At 37.2% G+C, this 15,292-nt stretch carries 15 protein-coding genes and 1 other annotated feature (1 of these 16 only partly in view); of the genes, 11 read left to right on the forward strand and 4 right to left on the reverse strand.

All coding sequences use genetic code 11. The features are described from left to right. The first annotated feature begins 100 nt into the window (after positions 1 to 100). The 4 genes from ACS3UD_RS15625 (at position 101) to ACS3UD_RS15640 (ending at position 4,453) form a co-directional block, all read left to right on the forward strand. Positions 101 to 1,327, forward strand: a complete 1,227-nt coding sequence (locus ACS3UD_RS15625; protein ID WP_308138729.1) for a CCA tRNA nucleotidyltransferase — start codon at positions 101 to 103, stop codon at positions 1,325 to 1,327. 384 nt (positions 1,328 to 1,711) lie between these two features. Then, positions 1,712 to 2,716: an ABC transporter substrate-binding protein gene (locus tag ACS3UD_RS15630; RefSeq protein ID WP_308138728.1), complete on the forward strand. Its 1,005-nt coding sequence runs from the start codon at positions 1,712 to 1,714 to the stop codon at positions 2,714 to 2,716. Positions 2,717 to 2,771: 55 nt separating this feature from the next. Continuing rightward, positions 2,772 to 3,668 (forward strand): ABC transporter permease, encoded by an 897-nt coding sequence (locus ACS3UD_RS15635; RefSeq protein WP_308138727.1) that lies wholly within the window; start codon positions 2,772 to 2,774, stop codon positions 3,666 to 3,668. Next, positions 3,662 to 4,453 (forward strand): ABC transporter ATP-binding protein, encoded by a 792-nt coding sequence (locus tag ACS3UD_RS15640; protein WP_308138726.1) that lies wholly within the window; start codon positions 3,662 to 3,664, stop codon positions 4,451 to 4,453. Before ACS3UD_RS15635 ends, ACS3UD_RS15640 begins: the two co-directional genes overlap by 7 nt. A gap of 54 nt (positions 4,454 to 4,507) precedes the next feature. Here the strand turns inward: ACS3UD_RS15640 and ACS3UD_RS15645 are convergent, their stop codons facing one another. Next, a complete protein-coding gene (locus tag ACS3UD_RS15645; RefSeq protein WP_308138725.1) occupies positions 4,508 to 4,729 on the reverse strand; it encodes a hypothetical protein in 222 nt (73 codons plus the stop codon). A gap of 221 nt (positions 4,730 to 4,950) precedes the next feature. Here ACS3UD_RS15645 and ACS3UD_RS15650 point away from each other — a divergent pair, with 221 nt between their 5' ends. Beyond that, positions 4,951 to 5,916: a C39 family peptidase gene (locus tag ACS3UD_RS15650; RefSeq protein ID WP_308138724.1), complete on the forward strand. Its 966-nt coding sequence runs from the start codon at positions 4,951 to 4,953 to the stop codon at positions 5,914 to 5,916. A 64-nt stretch (positions 5,917 to 5,980) separates the two neighbouring features. Here the strand turns inward: ACS3UD_RS15650 and ACS3UD_RS15655 are convergent, their stop codons facing one another. From ACS3UD_RS15655 to ACS3UD_RS15665, 3 genes are read right to left on the reverse strand one after another with little or no spacing between them, the layout of a single operon-like run. Then, entirely contained in the window at positions 5,981 to 6,709 is a 729-nt protein-coding gene (locus tag ACS3UD_RS15655) for an MBL fold metallo-hydrolase (protein WP_308138723.1), read from the reverse strand. An 8-nt stretch (positions 6,710 to 6,717) separates the two neighbouring features. Then, positions 6,718 to 8,442, reverse strand: a complete 1,725-nt coding sequence (locus ACS3UD_RS15660; protein ID WP_308138722.1) for an ABC transporter ATP-binding protein — start codon at positions 8,440 to 8,442, stop codon at positions 6,718 to 6,720. Then, on the reverse strand, positions 8,443 to 8,823 hold the full coding sequence (locus tag ACS3UD_RS15665) for a hypothetical protein (RefSeq protein WP_308138721.1): 381 nt from the start codon (positions 8,821 to 8,823) through the stop codon (positions 8,443 to 8,445). It lies immediately after the preceding gene. 283 nt (positions 8,824 to 9,106) lie between these two features. On the opposite strand from ACS3UD_RS15665, the gene ACS3UD_RS15670 reads away from it, so the two are divergent. From ACS3UD_RS15670 to ACS3UD_RS15695, 6 genes are read left to right on the forward strand one after another with little or no spacing between them, the layout of a single operon-like run. Next, positions 9,107 to 10,621, forward strand: a complete 1,515-nt coding sequence (locus tag ACS3UD_RS15670; protein ID WP_308138720.1) for an ABC transporter substrate-binding protein — start codon at positions 9,107 to 9,109, stop codon at positions 10,619 to 10,621. 11 nt (positions 10,622 to 10,632) lie between these two features. Beyond that, positions 10,633 to 11,589, forward strand: coding sequence for an ABC transporter permease (locus ACS3UD_RS15675; RefSeq protein WP_308138719.1), 957 nt, complete (start codon positions 10,633 to 10,635; stop codon positions 11,587 to 11,589). A gap of 3 nt (positions 11,590 to 11,592) precedes the next feature. Then, a complete protein-coding gene (locus ACS3UD_RS15680; RefSeq protein ID WP_308138718.1) occupies positions 11,593 to 12,411 on the forward strand; it encodes an ABC transporter permease in 819 nt (272 codons plus the stop codon). Continuing rightward, entirely contained in the window at positions 12,404 to 13,348 is a 945-nt protein-coding gene (locus tag ACS3UD_RS15685; protein WP_308138717.1) for an ABC transporter ATP-binding protein, read from the forward strand. The genes ACS3UD_RS15680 and ACS3UD_RS15685 overlap by 8 nt, the downstream gene beginning before the upstream one ends. A 33-nt stretch (positions 13,349 to 13,381) precedes the next feature. After that, positions 13,382 to 14,188, forward strand: a complete 807-nt coding sequence (locus ACS3UD_RS15690; protein WP_308138716.1) for an ABC transporter ATP-binding protein — start codon at positions 13,382 to 13,384, stop codon at positions 14,186 to 14,188. A gap of 46 nt (positions 14,189 to 14,234) precedes the next feature. Beyond that, positions 14,235 to 14,978: a tRNA1(Val) (adenine(37)-N6)-methyltransferase gene (locus ACS3UD_RS15695; protein WP_308138715.1), complete on the forward strand. Its 744-nt coding sequence runs from the start codon at positions 14,235 to 14,237 to the stop codon at positions 14,976 to 14,978. A 270-nt stretch (positions 14,979 to 15,248) separates the two neighbouring features. Beyond that, positions 15,249 to 15,292, forward strand: a binding site (T-box leader) (it continues 170 nt past the right edge of the window).

The following is a 15,292-nucleotide window of genomic DNA, read 5'->3' on the forward strand; positions in this document are numbered from 1 at the left end:
TTTAATTAAGTGTAGCAGCATGGTAGCTGTACAGCAATTTTTTATTGCCATATTTTATATTTAGGTTATAATTAAGTAAAAAGAAATGAAGAAGGCTTAGATGATAATTAAAAATATTCCAAAAGAGGTTAAGACTGCATTAAATATCTTAAATAAAAATGGATTCGAAGCATACATAGTGGGTGGCTGCGTAAGAGACAGCCTGCTTGGTGTTGTTCCTAATGATTGGGATATAACTACTTCAGCGAGACCGGAGGAAATAACCAAATGTTTTGATGGCTTTAGGACTATAAATACAGGGCTTAAGCACGGAACTGTTACTGTTATAATAAACGGCAGACAGCTTGAAGTTACAACCTACAGAATAGATGGAGAGTACACTGACAACAGACGTCCCGACTCAGTAATTTTTACAAAAGATGTATCCTGCGATTTAAAACGAAGAGATTTTACCATTAATTCACTTGCTTATAACAAGGGCGGTATAATAGATCTGTTTGGCGGAGCGCGTGATATTGAAAGCAAAATAGTTAAGTGTGTGGGCGACCCGGATGAAAGATTTAATGAGGATGGGCTTCGAATTTTAAGAGCGCTTAGATTTGCTTCTGTTTTAGATTTTAATATAGACGCAAGAACATCTTCGAGCATACATAGCAATAGAAATCTTCTGAGCAACATTTCAAGAGAGAGAATATCTACGGAACTAAATAAGCTCATTACAGGTGTAAATTATTACGATATACTGAAGGAATATAAGGATGTAATAGAAGTGTTTATTCCTGAAATAGCAAACATTAGTGAAGATAATTGGAGTGTGATTTTAGATTCAATGGGTTATGGGGAAGGTGTGGTTTTAAGGCTTGCTTTGATGCTGCATGAAACAAATGAAGCAGAAAAAATATTGAGAAATTTGAAATATGACGGAGCGACGATTAAAAGTATCAAGTTTATAGCAGCACACAAAGATGAAGAAGTGGTACCTAGTAAAGTGCTTATTAAAACGATGTTGAGTAAAATCGGTTATGATAATTTTGTAAACTTATTAAAGTTTAAAACAGCTGTATTTAAGGCGTTAAAACGTGAGCGTGAGCTGGAAAATATAAAAAGTGCGGAAAAAATATTGAATGAAATATTAATTAACAAAGAATGTTACAATTTAAATATGCTGGAAATAAACGGGGAAGATTTGATTAGGGAAGGATTTACTAAGGGAGTTGTTTTAGGTTCTGTTTTGAATGAAATTCTGAAACTTGTGATTGAGGAGAAGCTAGAAAATCGCAAAGAAGCGTTATTTGATTGCGCAAGAAAATTAAAAAATAATTGTTGACAAACAAAAATTACGGTGATACAATCCTATTCAAATACAAAAACAAACCGTTGAAGCGAAGATTAAACTGATACGTGCACTTACAGAGAGCAGGTGGGGATGAGAGCCCTGCAGAACGCAGTACAGACAAATGGATCGCCGAGGGTGAGGTGAACGAGTTAACACTCTAGTATCTGAAACGTATGCCTACGTTACAGGCAGAAAATGTGATGGCATTTTTGTTAAAGTGGATTGAATTTTCAGTCAATTAAGGTGGTACCGCAGGTTAGACCTGTCCTTTTTCTAAAGGACAGGTTTTTTTTATGCACTGCCGGAAATTGTAAATAATCAGGAAATGATACGGCGAGTTTTGTATAATATTCTAATACAAAAAGGAGAAATAAAATGAAAAAAATAGTATCTATTATCACAATTATTTCAATTATGTTTATGTTGTTGGTAGGGTGCACAACAAGTGCGGAAACTAATGAAGCAGATCAGGATTCTCAGACATCAACTGAAAGCTCTAAAATTAAAATAGGGATAATTCAGCCTGTTGAGCATCCATCATTAAATCAAATCAGAGAATATATAATTAAAGGGCTGGAAGAGCAAGGATTGGCAGATAGAGTTGAAATAACTTACAGGGATGCTCAAGGAGACCCATCAAACATCAATACAATAATATCACAATTCACAGGTGATAAAATGGATATCATAGTTCCAATAGGAACCGGAACTGCTCAGTCTGCCGCTGCAGCTACAAAGGAAACTCCCGTAATTTTTGCGGCTGTAAGCTACCCTGTTGAAGCAGGCTTAGTAGAGGATTTAAGCAGACCTGAGGGAAATGTGACCGGAGTTTCTGATGCAATTGATGTTAAGCAAATATTTGACCTTGCTTTTGAAATTACTCCCGATATAAAGACATTCGGTTTTGTATATAACACAGGAGAAGTGAATTCGGTAGCGGCTGTAAATAAAGCTAAAGAGTATTTAGATGAAAAAGGCATAAACTATGTGGAATCCACTATTACAAATTCAAGCGAATTGATGCAGGCAGCTCAGTCATTGGCAGCAAAGTCAGATGCTATATTTACGCCTACCGACAATACGGTGGCATCTGCAATGCCTGTTCTGGCATCAGAGGCTCAAAAAGCTGGTATTCCCGTATATACGGGTGCTGACTCACTGGTTGCAGACGGAGGGTTTGCAACAGTTGGTATTGATTACACTGTTTTAGGAAGACAGGTTGCGGAAATGATCAAAAAGGTTATTGAAGGCGAGAGTATAGAAAATATACCTGTGGAAACCTTAAAGGAGTATGAAAAAATAATTAACACGAGCACAGCAGAACAAATAGGAATTGAGATTTCAGATGAAGCATTAAAGGAGTTTAAGATCGTAGAATAATGCTTTTAATAAATAAATTTTATGCTACAAGGGCTGTTAAAACAGGAGGTTTAAAGTGAGTTTAACATCATTTATGGGAGCAATTGAATTAGGGCTTGTTTATTCGCTCCTGGCATTTGGAACGTATATATCTTTTAGAATATTGAATGTGGCCGACCTGACGGTTGATGGAAGCTTTGTGCTTGGAGCTTCCGTCTCGGCAGTATTTGCATTGGGAGGCAGGCCTGTACTTGGTCTTATTCTTGCACTCCTGGCAGGAGCGATAGCCGGTATAATAACAGCAGCATTGCAGACGAATATGGGCATACAGCCTATTTTGGCAGGAATATTGACAATGACGGGATTGTATTCAGTTAATCTAATGGTTATGGGCGGCAGAGCAAACATACCTTTGCTAAACAAGGAAAGTCTGTTTACCTATGCCGAAGCAGTATTTGGCAGCAGTGCGTACAGAGTATTGACGCTAATATTGATTGTTTTTTCAATATTTGTAATTTTGAATTGGTTTTTCAGAACACAGCTGGGATTGTCAATAAGGGCGACAGGAGATAATGAAAGCATGTGCAGAGCATCCTCTGTTAATACGGATTTTGCTAAAATGGTCGGATTTGCCATTTCAAATTCAATAGTTGCATTGTCAGGAGCTCTTGTGGCGCAGATGCAACAGTCAGCTGATGTGAACATGGGCGCTGGAATGGTGGTTATAAGCTTTGCATCTATAATTATAGGAAGTGTTGTAATCAAAAATATAAATATTACAGTAGGATTTATATCTGTAATAATAGGTTCGGTTATTTACAGATTTATAATTGCCCTTATACTTACGACTAATTTTCCTCCATCATATTTGAAACTGATATCCGCACTGGTTGTTGTATCTGCTCTTTCGGTTCCAAGTATTAAAAAGAAAATGGAATTTAGAAAACTAAGAAGCGGGAGGTTGAAATGCTGAAGATAACTAATGTGAACAAGGTATTCAATAAAAACACACATGACGAGCACAAAGCATTAGATAATTTGAACCTGGAAGTCTGTGAAGGCGAATTCGTAACAATAATAGGGGGAAACGGTGCAGGAAAATCAACTATGTTCAATATTATATCCGGTTCGCTTCTTTGTGATTCTGGGAATGTTATTCTCGGTGGAGAGAATATAACATATATGCCGGAACATAAGCGGGCTTCATTTATAGGACGTATTTTTCAGGATCCTATGAAGGGCACTGCGCCGAATATGACTGTAGGAGAAAATCTCGTTGTAGCATATATGAGAAGCTCTATGAAAGGTTTATTAAAAATGCCTTCCAGAAAAGAAAAAGAATATATAAAAGAGCACCTTGCTGATTTAAATCTTGGACTTGAGGACAGGATAGATACTAAAATAGGCTTGCTTTCCGGAGGCCAAAGACAGGCTGTTACATTGGTTATGGCTACATTAGTCAAACCTCGTTTGCTGTTGCTTGACGAGCATACGGCAGCTCTTGATCCTTTGAGTGCTGAGACTGTGCTGGAATTAACAAACAGAATAGTATCGGAAAACAACATTACAACATTGATGATAACTCATAATATATCATCTGCACTTAAACTGGGTACAAGGACTATAATGATGGATTCCGGAGCTGTTGCCATTTGTATTAACGGCGAAGAGAGAAAAGGACTTTCTGTACCCGATGTGATTCAAGAATTCAGCAGAATAAAAAATAAAGAGTTTGATGATGATAACATGCTATTGTAAGCACTTTAGACAGCTGATGCAGTACTTTTTTACAGTATTGCATCAGCTGTCTTGTTAATCTGTATAAATAAATACTTCTTCAAATTCACACTGTGGACAGACAACTGTAATTTCATAGCTGTTAGCGGAAAGAATCTTTACATTTTTGCATTCGCTGTAATTTTCATCTTTACCTTTAAATTTTGCTTTATTTTGAGCAGCTTCTCCCTTTGCATAAGTGTAGTAGTATTTTTTGCCGCAGTTTTCGCATCTGCGTCTTCCTTTAATTGCAATCATTCTTTCACTTCCCAGTAAGATTTATTTCAGACATAACTGATTTGCTTAAAAGTATAACATAATTAAAATAAAAATCAATTGTCAGATAAATTATTTACATATTTTATAGTTATGTTTATGAAGCCTATGACAATATTTATTAACTAAAATGTTTTCATAATGCTAATTGAGAAAATCGTTAACAAATGCTATCATAGAATATATTATTCGGAGGGAAAGCTATGGATTGGATTTGTGAAGATAGTAATTTAAGCGAAAATAAGCTTTACAATTTAAAAGTTAAAGGACAATTTACAGAGCTCAGTGACGATACAGAAGAAGGATATCTAGAAACTCCGGTTGTTGAAACAGAAAAATTTACTGAAATAACACCTTCGTGGAATTCTATAACTGACTCCCACAGTTCTGTGGAAGTGCTTATAAGAATGAGAGTTGAAAGCATTTGGACACCATATATCAGCTACGGAGTTTGGTCTGCCGGAGGAAATAATACAGGAATTAAAAATTATTACAGCGATGAGATAATCAGAGGTACAGAAGACAGAATATTTGTCAAAAACGGAAAATTGGGAGACGCTGTACAAATAAAGGTTTTTTTAAGAGGGAGAAATCCAAGGCTTAGACTTGTTGCTTTTTCAACTGACGGAGGTGAGGATGAAGAAGTTCAGGGAAATTATCTTCAGATATTGGAAGGTGTTCCGCTGATTTCGCAGATGGTAAGCGGGCACAAAGATGCTCGTGTTATTTGCAGTCCTACATCACTTACAATGGTTTTGAAATATCACGGGAAGAATGTTGAGTTGGATCAGGTGGCTAAAGGGACATTTGATTTGGGAAATGAAGCTTACGGTAATTGGCCTCAAAATACTGCGTTTGCAGGAGAAATGGGTATGAGGGCTTACACGAGAAGGTGTAAATCTATAAATCCTGTCAAAAACTACATAGCAAAAGGAATGCCTGTAGTTGCTTCAGTTTGTATGAAAGAAAAAAATATGCTGGATGGAGCGTATTCTGCTTTTCCCACAGGCCACTTAATGGTAGTAGTTGGATTTTCGGTCAAAGAAGGGGTCGAATACATTGTAGTGAACGATCCTGCTGCAGGCTCGGATGAAGAAGTGCGTAAATATTACAGGCTGGATCAATGGATTAAGGTGTGGAGACACTATATTTACGCGGTTACAAAATAATTATATTTAAACAAAAAAACCGGCATGGATTCAAATAATAAAATCATGCCGGTTTTTTAATTAACTATATTTCAAGCTCCATTAAGTGTGAAGCAAGAATGATTTCACCGCTGTAATGTTTAGATGCCTGTGTAATTAGGTCCCCATGATTTCCAAAATGGGGAAGGTGGGTCAACAGCAGTTTTCCTACGTTTGATTTCTGTGCAAGCAGCCCTGCTTGTGAGCTGTTTAAATGTCCCGCTTGGGTTCCATCCATGTCAGCATAGAAGCTGCATTCGGATATTAGAAGATCCGATTCACTGAAAAAGTCGGAAAGATCATCAAAATAGGACGTGTCTGAAGTGTAGGAAAATACTGTATTTCCGCATCTTATTTTAACACTGTATGCTTCAACGGGGTGGCGGTTTTTAAAAAAACTGATTTCGAATGGACCAAGATTAAGTACGCTGCTTCCATCAAAGCTTACGCCGTAAGTATAGGTTTCCCATTTTAAAAGACTGAAAAAATCTCCCATGGGGGCATATATTGGAAGACTTTTGTTCATGAGCCCGAGAAGTGTCTTGATTTGCGCGGCATATTGAAGTGCACCTATATCACAGAAATGGTCATAGTGATAGTGGGTAACCAGCACTGCGTCCAATTCCTCCAGATTAATCTTTTTCTGCAGGGAGCTGATAACTCCGCTGCCGCATTCTAAAAGAAGTTTGTAATTGTTATGTTCAATTAAGTATCCTGAAGTTGCCTCCCCAACATGGGGGAAGCCTCCCCATTGACCGATTACAGTAATTTTCATTGAATCTCCTAAGCTATATCTTTAAATTGGGAATTATATAATTCTGAATATATTCCTTTTGTTTTTATTAAATCTTCGTGCCTTCCTCTTTCCAGAATGCCCTTATCTGTAATAACTATTATTTCATCTGCATTTTTTATTGTAGAAAGTCTGTGGGCAACAACAACGGTTGTTCTTCCTTTTGAAAGCTCTTCCAGAGAGTTTTGAATCATCAGCTCAGTGGCGTTGTCAAGAGCTGATGTTGCTTCATCAAGTATTAATATAGGAGGATTTTTCAAGAATACTCTTGCTATGGAAATTCTCTGCTTCTGACCGCCGGATAATTTAACTCCTCTTTCGCCAACGAATGTATCGTAGCCTTCCGGTAGAGACATTATAAAGTCATGTATGTTTGCCATTTTTGCTGCTTTTATAACTTCTTCATTTGTGGCATCAAATCTACCGCATTGAATATTGTCTGCAATGGTGCCTGTAAATAAAAATACGTCCTGCTGAACAATTCCTATGCTTTTTCTCAAGGATTTAAGGGTATAATCCTTAACATTTGTATTGTCAATATATATGTTTCCTCCCTTAGTTTCATAGAAACGCGGTATAAGGTGGCAAAGAGTTGTTTTTCCTCCTCCTGACGGTCCAACAAAAGCTACGGTTTTGCCTGCTTCAATATTAAAAGAAATATCATTTAATACCTGTTTGTTCTTATCATAAGAGAATGTTACATCTTCAAATTTTATATCACCTTTAACGTCATATATATCTTTAGCGCCCGGTTCATCGGTTTCAATTTTCTGATCTATAACTTCAGTAAAACGCTTAAAGCCTGAAATTCCTGATTGGTATTGTTCAACAAAATTTATAAGCTTTCTTATTGGGTTTAAAAAGTTGCCTATGTACAGTATGAATGCTGCAAAGTCTCCAAAATTTATATATCCTTTGAAGAAAAATATGCCGCCTGCACTTAAGACCAATATATTTAAAAAATCTATTATAAATGACGAACCTACATGAAATTCAGCCATTACCTTGTAGGCTTTCTTTCTTGCGTTTTTAAATCTTTCGTTGTTGTTTTCGAATTTTTGTATTTCGTTTTCCTTATTGCTGAATGCTTTTGAAACTCGTATTCCAGAAATGCTGTTTTCAATTGTTGCATTAACTTCACCTATTGTAACTCTTGTCTCCATAAAGGAATCCGCCATTCTGATTCTCAGTTTCATGGCAAAATAAATCAGGAACGGTATAATGGAGAATACTATGAGTGCAAGCGGTAAATTGATTATGCTGAGAGCTATGAAAGAACCTATAAGCATAACCAGCGATATGAACAGATCCTCAGGGCCGTGGTGTGCAAGTTCAGAAATATCCATGAGGTCGTTAACTATTCTGGATGACAGAGTACCTGTTTTGTTTTCATCAAAAAAAACAAATGGCAGATCCTGAAGATGTTCAAATATGTCTCTTCTCATATTTGCTTGCATTATGACTCCCATTATGTGACCGTAATACGTTATGTAATAGTTCAGCCCAACTTTAAGTATGTATATTAGACCTAGAAGCACAAGCCATGTGATCATTAAGTTAAGTTGCTGGTTAGGTACGTAAATGTTAATAATGTTTCTTGTAATCATTGGATAAAATAAGTCGCACAAAGCCATGATGAATGCGCAAGTCATATCCAGTATAAATATTTTTTTTACCGGTTTCGGTTTATAATATGAAATAAATCTTTTAAGCATCTACATATCTCCTGTCTTTAATTTTGAGCAAATATAGGCAATAGCAACATAAACTGCAATTGTAAGAATGTCAAGTATGATTATTAATAAAACACCAAGCTTATTGAAATAACAGAATGCAGCGATGGCCGCAAGAAAAATAATCATAGCAGCATTAGCTGCTGGTGAGTATTTGATTTTAAATAGCTTTTCAGATAATGTTCCCACACTTTTACCATGAAGAATAAGGCTAATGAGTATTACCGGAAGAGTGTATCCTATGCTTGACCTTATTATGGACGAGCCTTGAGAAAATAAAAAAATTGCGGTTGCAAGCAATGCGTAGGGATACCATTTTTTCTGCTTTAGTTCCTGCATCTTTTTTTGACGTATTTCGTACATGCTACACCTCAATATATACAATATATATATAATAATACCATTATATTAACTATTAATCAACGAGCAAAAAAATATCTTCCGAAGCCTGCTCTTTCCTAAAATATGTTGACATTTTAATAAAATTATGATAAGACTAAAAAGGCTTATAATAATGTTGATTTAAAAATTTTATTACAGGTACAGCAATGATTTGATTATAAAAGGTGAAAATCGAAAGAATATTATTATAACTACTTCAGTAAAAGATATTAAAAAAAATTTTATTAACTGAAAGGATACGAAAATGAAAAAATTCAAAATTACTTTACTTATTGCTGTCGCTTTAATGCTTTTTATGGCAGCGGCATGCTCAAATCAAGAAGACATTTCAGATGATGCAGGCAACACCAAGACGGAATTAACAATGGGCTATACAACCGAGCCCGAAGGTCTTGACCCGCATAGAACTGCAGCAGCTTCCACTTTTACTGTTACAAATAACATATATGATACTTTGGTAGGAGTAACACCAGATTGGGAAATTATACCCAGACTAGCAAAGGAATGGGATATTTCAGAAGATGGAATGGAAATTATATTTAAATTGCGAGATGATGTTAAATTCCATAACGGCAGGCAAATGACTGCAAAGGACGTTTTATATTCATTTAACAGGCTTAAGGATGAGGAAAGCCCTAAAGCTAGGGATTATGAAAATATAGTGGGTATAGATGCAGTTGACGACTATACAATTAAATTTACTACAGAGAAACTGGATGTGGAACTTCTGAAAAGTTTTGCTTATCCATGGACGGCAATTGTTCCGGAGGAAGCAGCTGACAATTTAAAGAACAACCCTGTGGGGACAGGTGCTTTTACGCTTAAGGAATGGATTCCACAACAGCACGTTGTTCTTCAGCGAAATAATGATTATTTTGGCGACAAAGCAAAGCTTGAAACGGTAAAATTAGTGCTGATACCTGACGCGACGTCTATGATGGCTAGCTTCCAGGTTGGAGACCTTGATATAGTTCCGCTGACCGGTGATCAGGTTACAATGGTTCAGAACAATTCAGACTACAAGGTTATATCTCAGCCCATGAATGCGGTTCAAGTAATGTCGCTGAATACGGATAATGAAATATTGGCCGATGAAAAGGTTCGAAGAGCAATAGCAATGGCGATTAATAAGCAGGAAGTCATAGATGCGTCAATGTTCGGATACGGAGACCAAATAGGCTCGCACCTTCCGCCAACATCTCCTGATTATTTTGATACGAATGACATAATAGAGTATAATCCTGAGAAAGCCAAGGAGCTTCTAAAGGAAGCGGGATATGAAAATGGGTTTGATATAGATATGTCTCTTCCGAAAAACTACCAGCTTCACGTGGATGCAGGGCAGGTTATTGCTGACCAGCTGAGTAAGATAGGTATAAATGTTAACATAGAGATGGTGGAATGGGGAACGTGGCTCAGTGAGGTGTATGGAGCTAAGAATTTTGAAACAACGGTTATAGGTCATACAGGAAGGCTTGATTCATATGCGTTTCTGTCAAGGTACTATTCCGACAGTAACGATTACATCAGCTTGAAAACAGGCGAAATTGATGAGCTTCTTGATAAAGCAAAACAGGAGCTTGACGATGAAAAGAGAAAAGAAATATACAAGGAAATTCAGATTATTCTTGCAAACAAGCTTCCTGCCATATATCTTCAGACACCTCAGACGATGCTTACGTTGCAGAAAAATGTCAGCGGAATGGAGATATTCCCTATAGATTTTTATGATTTTAAGGAAGTATATTTTACTGAATAAACAGGTGCGAAATGTTAGGATATGTAATAAACCGAGTTAAAAGTTCAATAATCGTTCTGCTGGTTGTTTCAATGATTACATTTTTTGTTCTCATGATTATACCGGGAGATCCGGCGCAGCTTATTTTGGGTACTGATGCTACTCAGGAAATGGTTGAAGAGCTTCATAGTGCAATGGGGCTTGACAGGCCTGTTTACCAGCAGTATTTTGGCTGGCTTGCTGACCTTGCCGTATTTAATCTGGGAACATCGTATGTTTACGGTGAATCGGTTTTGACATTGATAATAAGAGCTTTGCCTGTAACGTTGGCACTTTCGGTGCTGGCAATGACAATTGCGGTGGTGTTTGCTTTTTTATTCGGAATGCTGTCTGCAATTATGAAAGACAGTTTTATAGATTATTTTTCAAGAAGCATTATGCAGCTTGGAACAGCCATTCCTTCCTTTTGGATAGGAATGGTTTTTATTGTTTATTTTGGGCTTAAACTAAAAATATTTCCTGTTCCCGGTGTTCCCGTAACAGGCGTTGGGCTGTCTGGATTTATGAGAAGCATAATACTGCCTTCCATAGTATTGGCTATAGGAGAAACAGGGACGCTTTTACGCATTGTCAGGAGCTCGGTTCTTGATTCGCTTAAGCAAGATTATATGGATATGGCTAAAATAAAGGGATTGAGCAGTGGAAAGGTGTACTTAAAGTATGCCTTGAGAGGTGCTTTGGTAGCACCTGTTACAATAATTGGAATGCAGTTTGCGAAACTTGCCGGAGGAACGGTGGTTATCGAAACTATTTTTGCTCTGCCGGGAATAGGAAGGCTTGTTCTCACGGCTGTGGAGCACAGAGATATTGTTCTTTTACAGGGACTGGTCATGTTTATAACCTCGTCTGTAATAGTTATTACGCTTCTGGTTGATGTTCTGATTATGGTTATCAATCCCAGGATAAAGTCCGTTGAAAGAGGGGAATAATAAATGAAAAGGAAATTAAGCCTAAGCCTTGGAATTATACTTGTTTTAACAATAGTTGCGGTATGGGTGGTTTCATTTGTATACATGCCTTACCCACCTAATGAAATGAATATATCTCAAAGATTTATTAAACCGGGGGAAGACAGCGGACATATATTGGGTACCGATAATTTTGGACGAGATATATTTTCAAGAATTATGTATGGCTCAAGAAATGTATTGCTGGTAGGAATAGGTTCAGTTACACTTGGGACGATAATAGGCATTATTCTTGGTGCGTCGGCAGCGATGTTTAAGAAAATGAGCTCTGTAATAATGAGAATAATGGACGGGCTGATGGCATTCCCGGGAATACTTCTGGCGTTGATGCTTGTAACTGTTGTGGGAAAAGGAACAAAAGGATCAATTGCAGCAATTAGTATTTTTATGATTCCAGTATTTTCAAGGCTGGTTTATTCGATGATTCTAGATACGGAAAATCTTGTTTATATAAAAGCCGCAAGAAGTTATGGCAGTACGTATTTTCAAATATTTACGAGGCATTTTGTCCCGGCTATGCTTCCAAGACTTATAACACAGTACAGCTCAGCCATCGGTTCGGCAGTAATGATTGAAACATCACTCTCTTTTTTGGGGCTTGGAATTCAGCCTCCGCATGCTAGTTGGGGAATGATGCTTAGCGAATCAAGACAGTTTTTTCTGCTGCATCCTTATCTAGCTGTAGCGCCGGGAATTGCAATTATAATTACGGTTCTCGGGTTTAACCTCATAGGTGACGGATTAAATGACATGCTTATTAACAGGAGGTCTGCCAATGAATGAATCCGTGGTTTTGAAAAATCTAAGCATTAAAGCAGGAGAGAAACATCTTGTCAGGGAGCTGTCTCTTAATATTCAGGAAGGCGAAATATTCGGACTTGTGGGAGAATCTGGATCTGGTAAGACGCTTACGGCTAAATCCATAATAAATGTACTGCCGGAGGGATTAAGTTATGCAGCGGATGAAATGCGGACCGCAGGCAGAGATATATTGAAAATGTCGAAGAACGAAAAAAGAATTCACATAGGTAAAAATGCAGGATATATTCCGCAAAACACGGTTTTTTATCTTCATCCCATGATTAAAATAAAGAACCAGATAGCCGACGGTTATATGTACCATATGAAAAAAAACAAAACAGAAGCATTACTAAGGGCTTCTGTACTTCTGGAAAAAGTAGGATTTGATAATCCACGGAATATTTTGAATTTTTACCCGTGGCAGCTGAGCGGAGGCATGCGTCAGAGAGTTAACATAGCAATGGCGTTGATGAACGATCCGAAGGTAATTATAGCCGACGAGCCTACAACCGCCTTGGATTCCACCGTGCAGAGGCAGGTAATGGAGTTGTTTAAGGAAATAAACAAGGAATTGGGCATTTCCATATTATTAATTTCTCATGATTTGGGACTAGTAAGGCATTACAGCCGCGGCTTGGCTGTTATGTATGCTGGTAAGGTAGTAGAATCAGGACGAACAGAAGAAATATTCAATAACCCCAAGCATCCATATACTCAGCTTTTGATGAAAATTATACCGTCTCTTAAAATGAGAAAGAACGAGCCGCTTGCAGAAATTCATGGATACGTACAGGATGAGGAGAGAGATGCCGAAGGATGTTTGTTTATAAAAAGATGTCCTCATGCAACGGATGTATGTGCAAAGTATGCTGAGGAGCATAATAACGACGGACATTATTACAGATGCAATCTGGAGTAAAAATTTCTGCTGTTATGTCAGGGGAGAAGCAATATGGAAACCAATAATAATGAAATAATTTTGGAAGTTAAAAATATAAGAAAAGAATATGCCGTTAAGAAACATTTCTTAACAGGCAGGGTGTTGGAAAAAATTGCGGCTGTAAAAAACACTTCTTTTGAGGTCAGAGAAGGGATGGCTTTGGGAATTGTGGGAGAATCCGGAAGCGGTAAGTCCACAACTGGAGAAATAGCAGGCGGATTACAGAGACAGACATACGGCAGCGTATTTTACTGCGGAAAAAATATTGATGAAATGTCAGACTATGAGTATCAGGAATATAGACGCAATGTCCAGTTTATATTTCAGGACCCCAAAAGTTCAATGGACCCTAATTATACAATAGGAGACAATGTTTCATTTCCGATTTTAACATTAAAACTTGCTAAAAACAAAAAAGAAGCGTACGAACTGGTTTCGGAAATGCTTGAAAGAGTGGGCCTCAATGAAAAAATAAAAGACAAATATCCGTCTGAAATAAGCGGAGGGCAATGCCAAAGGGCAGCCATAGCCAGAGCGCTGATTGTGAATCCAAGAGTCATAATATGCGATGAGCCGGTATCTGCTCTTGACGTTTCAATTCAGGCGCAGATATTGAATCTTTTGAAGCAGCTTCAAACAGAACTTAAAATTTCATATATTTTTATTTCTCATGATATTGGAGTAGTAAACTATATGTCAGACACTATACTTGTTATGAACAGGGGAAGCATAGTTGAATCGGGAGAGGCAAGGGAAGTCCTTATTAATCCACAGAATGAATACACAAAGAAGCTCATAAACAGCGCATTTATAAATTAGTATAAATGCATGATGCGTTAAATATAATCAATTAGGAAAGGATGCTATGGAAGTAGAATTAAGAGAAAATGAAAAAATAGAAGATCTCCAGTGCAACGGACTGAAAATAATTCAAAATAAAAGCTGGTTTTGTTTCGGCATGGATGCTGTTTTGCTTACAAATTACTGCGATATAAAAAACAATTCTAAAATAGTTGATTTGGGAACCGGTACAGGAATTATTCCAATACTTCTGAGCGGAAAGAGAAATTATTCAAAGGCATATGCGGTTGAAATCCAGGAAGAAGTTGCAGAAATGGCAAGGCGCAGCGTGGGGCTTAATAATCTGCAAGATAAAATTGAAGTACTTAATATAGATTTGAAAAATGCGTTGGATCACATGGAACCAAATTCTTTTGATGCCGTAATCTCCAATCCTCCGTACAAGCTTGGCAACAGCGGAATTGTTAATCCCTCTGATAAAAAGGCAATTTCAAGACATGAAATTATGTGTTCGCTGGAGGATGTAATAAGTACCGCGGCATCTCTTTTAAAGCAATATGGAAGGTTTTACATGGTGCATCGCCCTGACAGACTGGCTGATATTATGTGCCTGTTCAGAAAATACCGGTTGGAGCCGAAACAGATTCGATTTGTTCATCCCAGATCTGCTGCCAAACCTAATATGATGTTGATAAGGGCATCAAAGAATGGTAATCCCGAGTTGAAATTTGATCCTCCGCTTTACATCTATGGCGATGACGGAAATTACACCAATGATGTGTATGAAATTTACGGGATGGAAAAATAATTATAAATTTAATAGAAAAGCTCTGTTTGCTATCATACCTAATCGGACGGCAGTTTAAACAATTTTCGCTCATAGTTGACCCCCTAAAGAAAGTATTTGTTAATAGTCTAATTACTTAATGTGTAAAAAAACATACTGATTGTAAAATAATACTTAATAATACCGTGCTTCTAACGTGTAAGTGTTAATAAATGTATATTGTTTTTAAAAAGCAATTTATTCCTTGACTTTGTCTGCGTTTTAATATATCATTATACAGAAATAAAATAAATAAAGGCAGTGATTGGAACAGTAGGCACAGAGCGGTCTATAAG

This window comes from Sedimentibacter sp. LTW-03, from assembly GCF_052059825.1.
In the GTDB taxonomy this organism is placed as follows: domain Bacteria; phylum Bacillota; class Clostridia; order Tissierellales; family Sedimentibacteraceae; genus Sedimentibacter.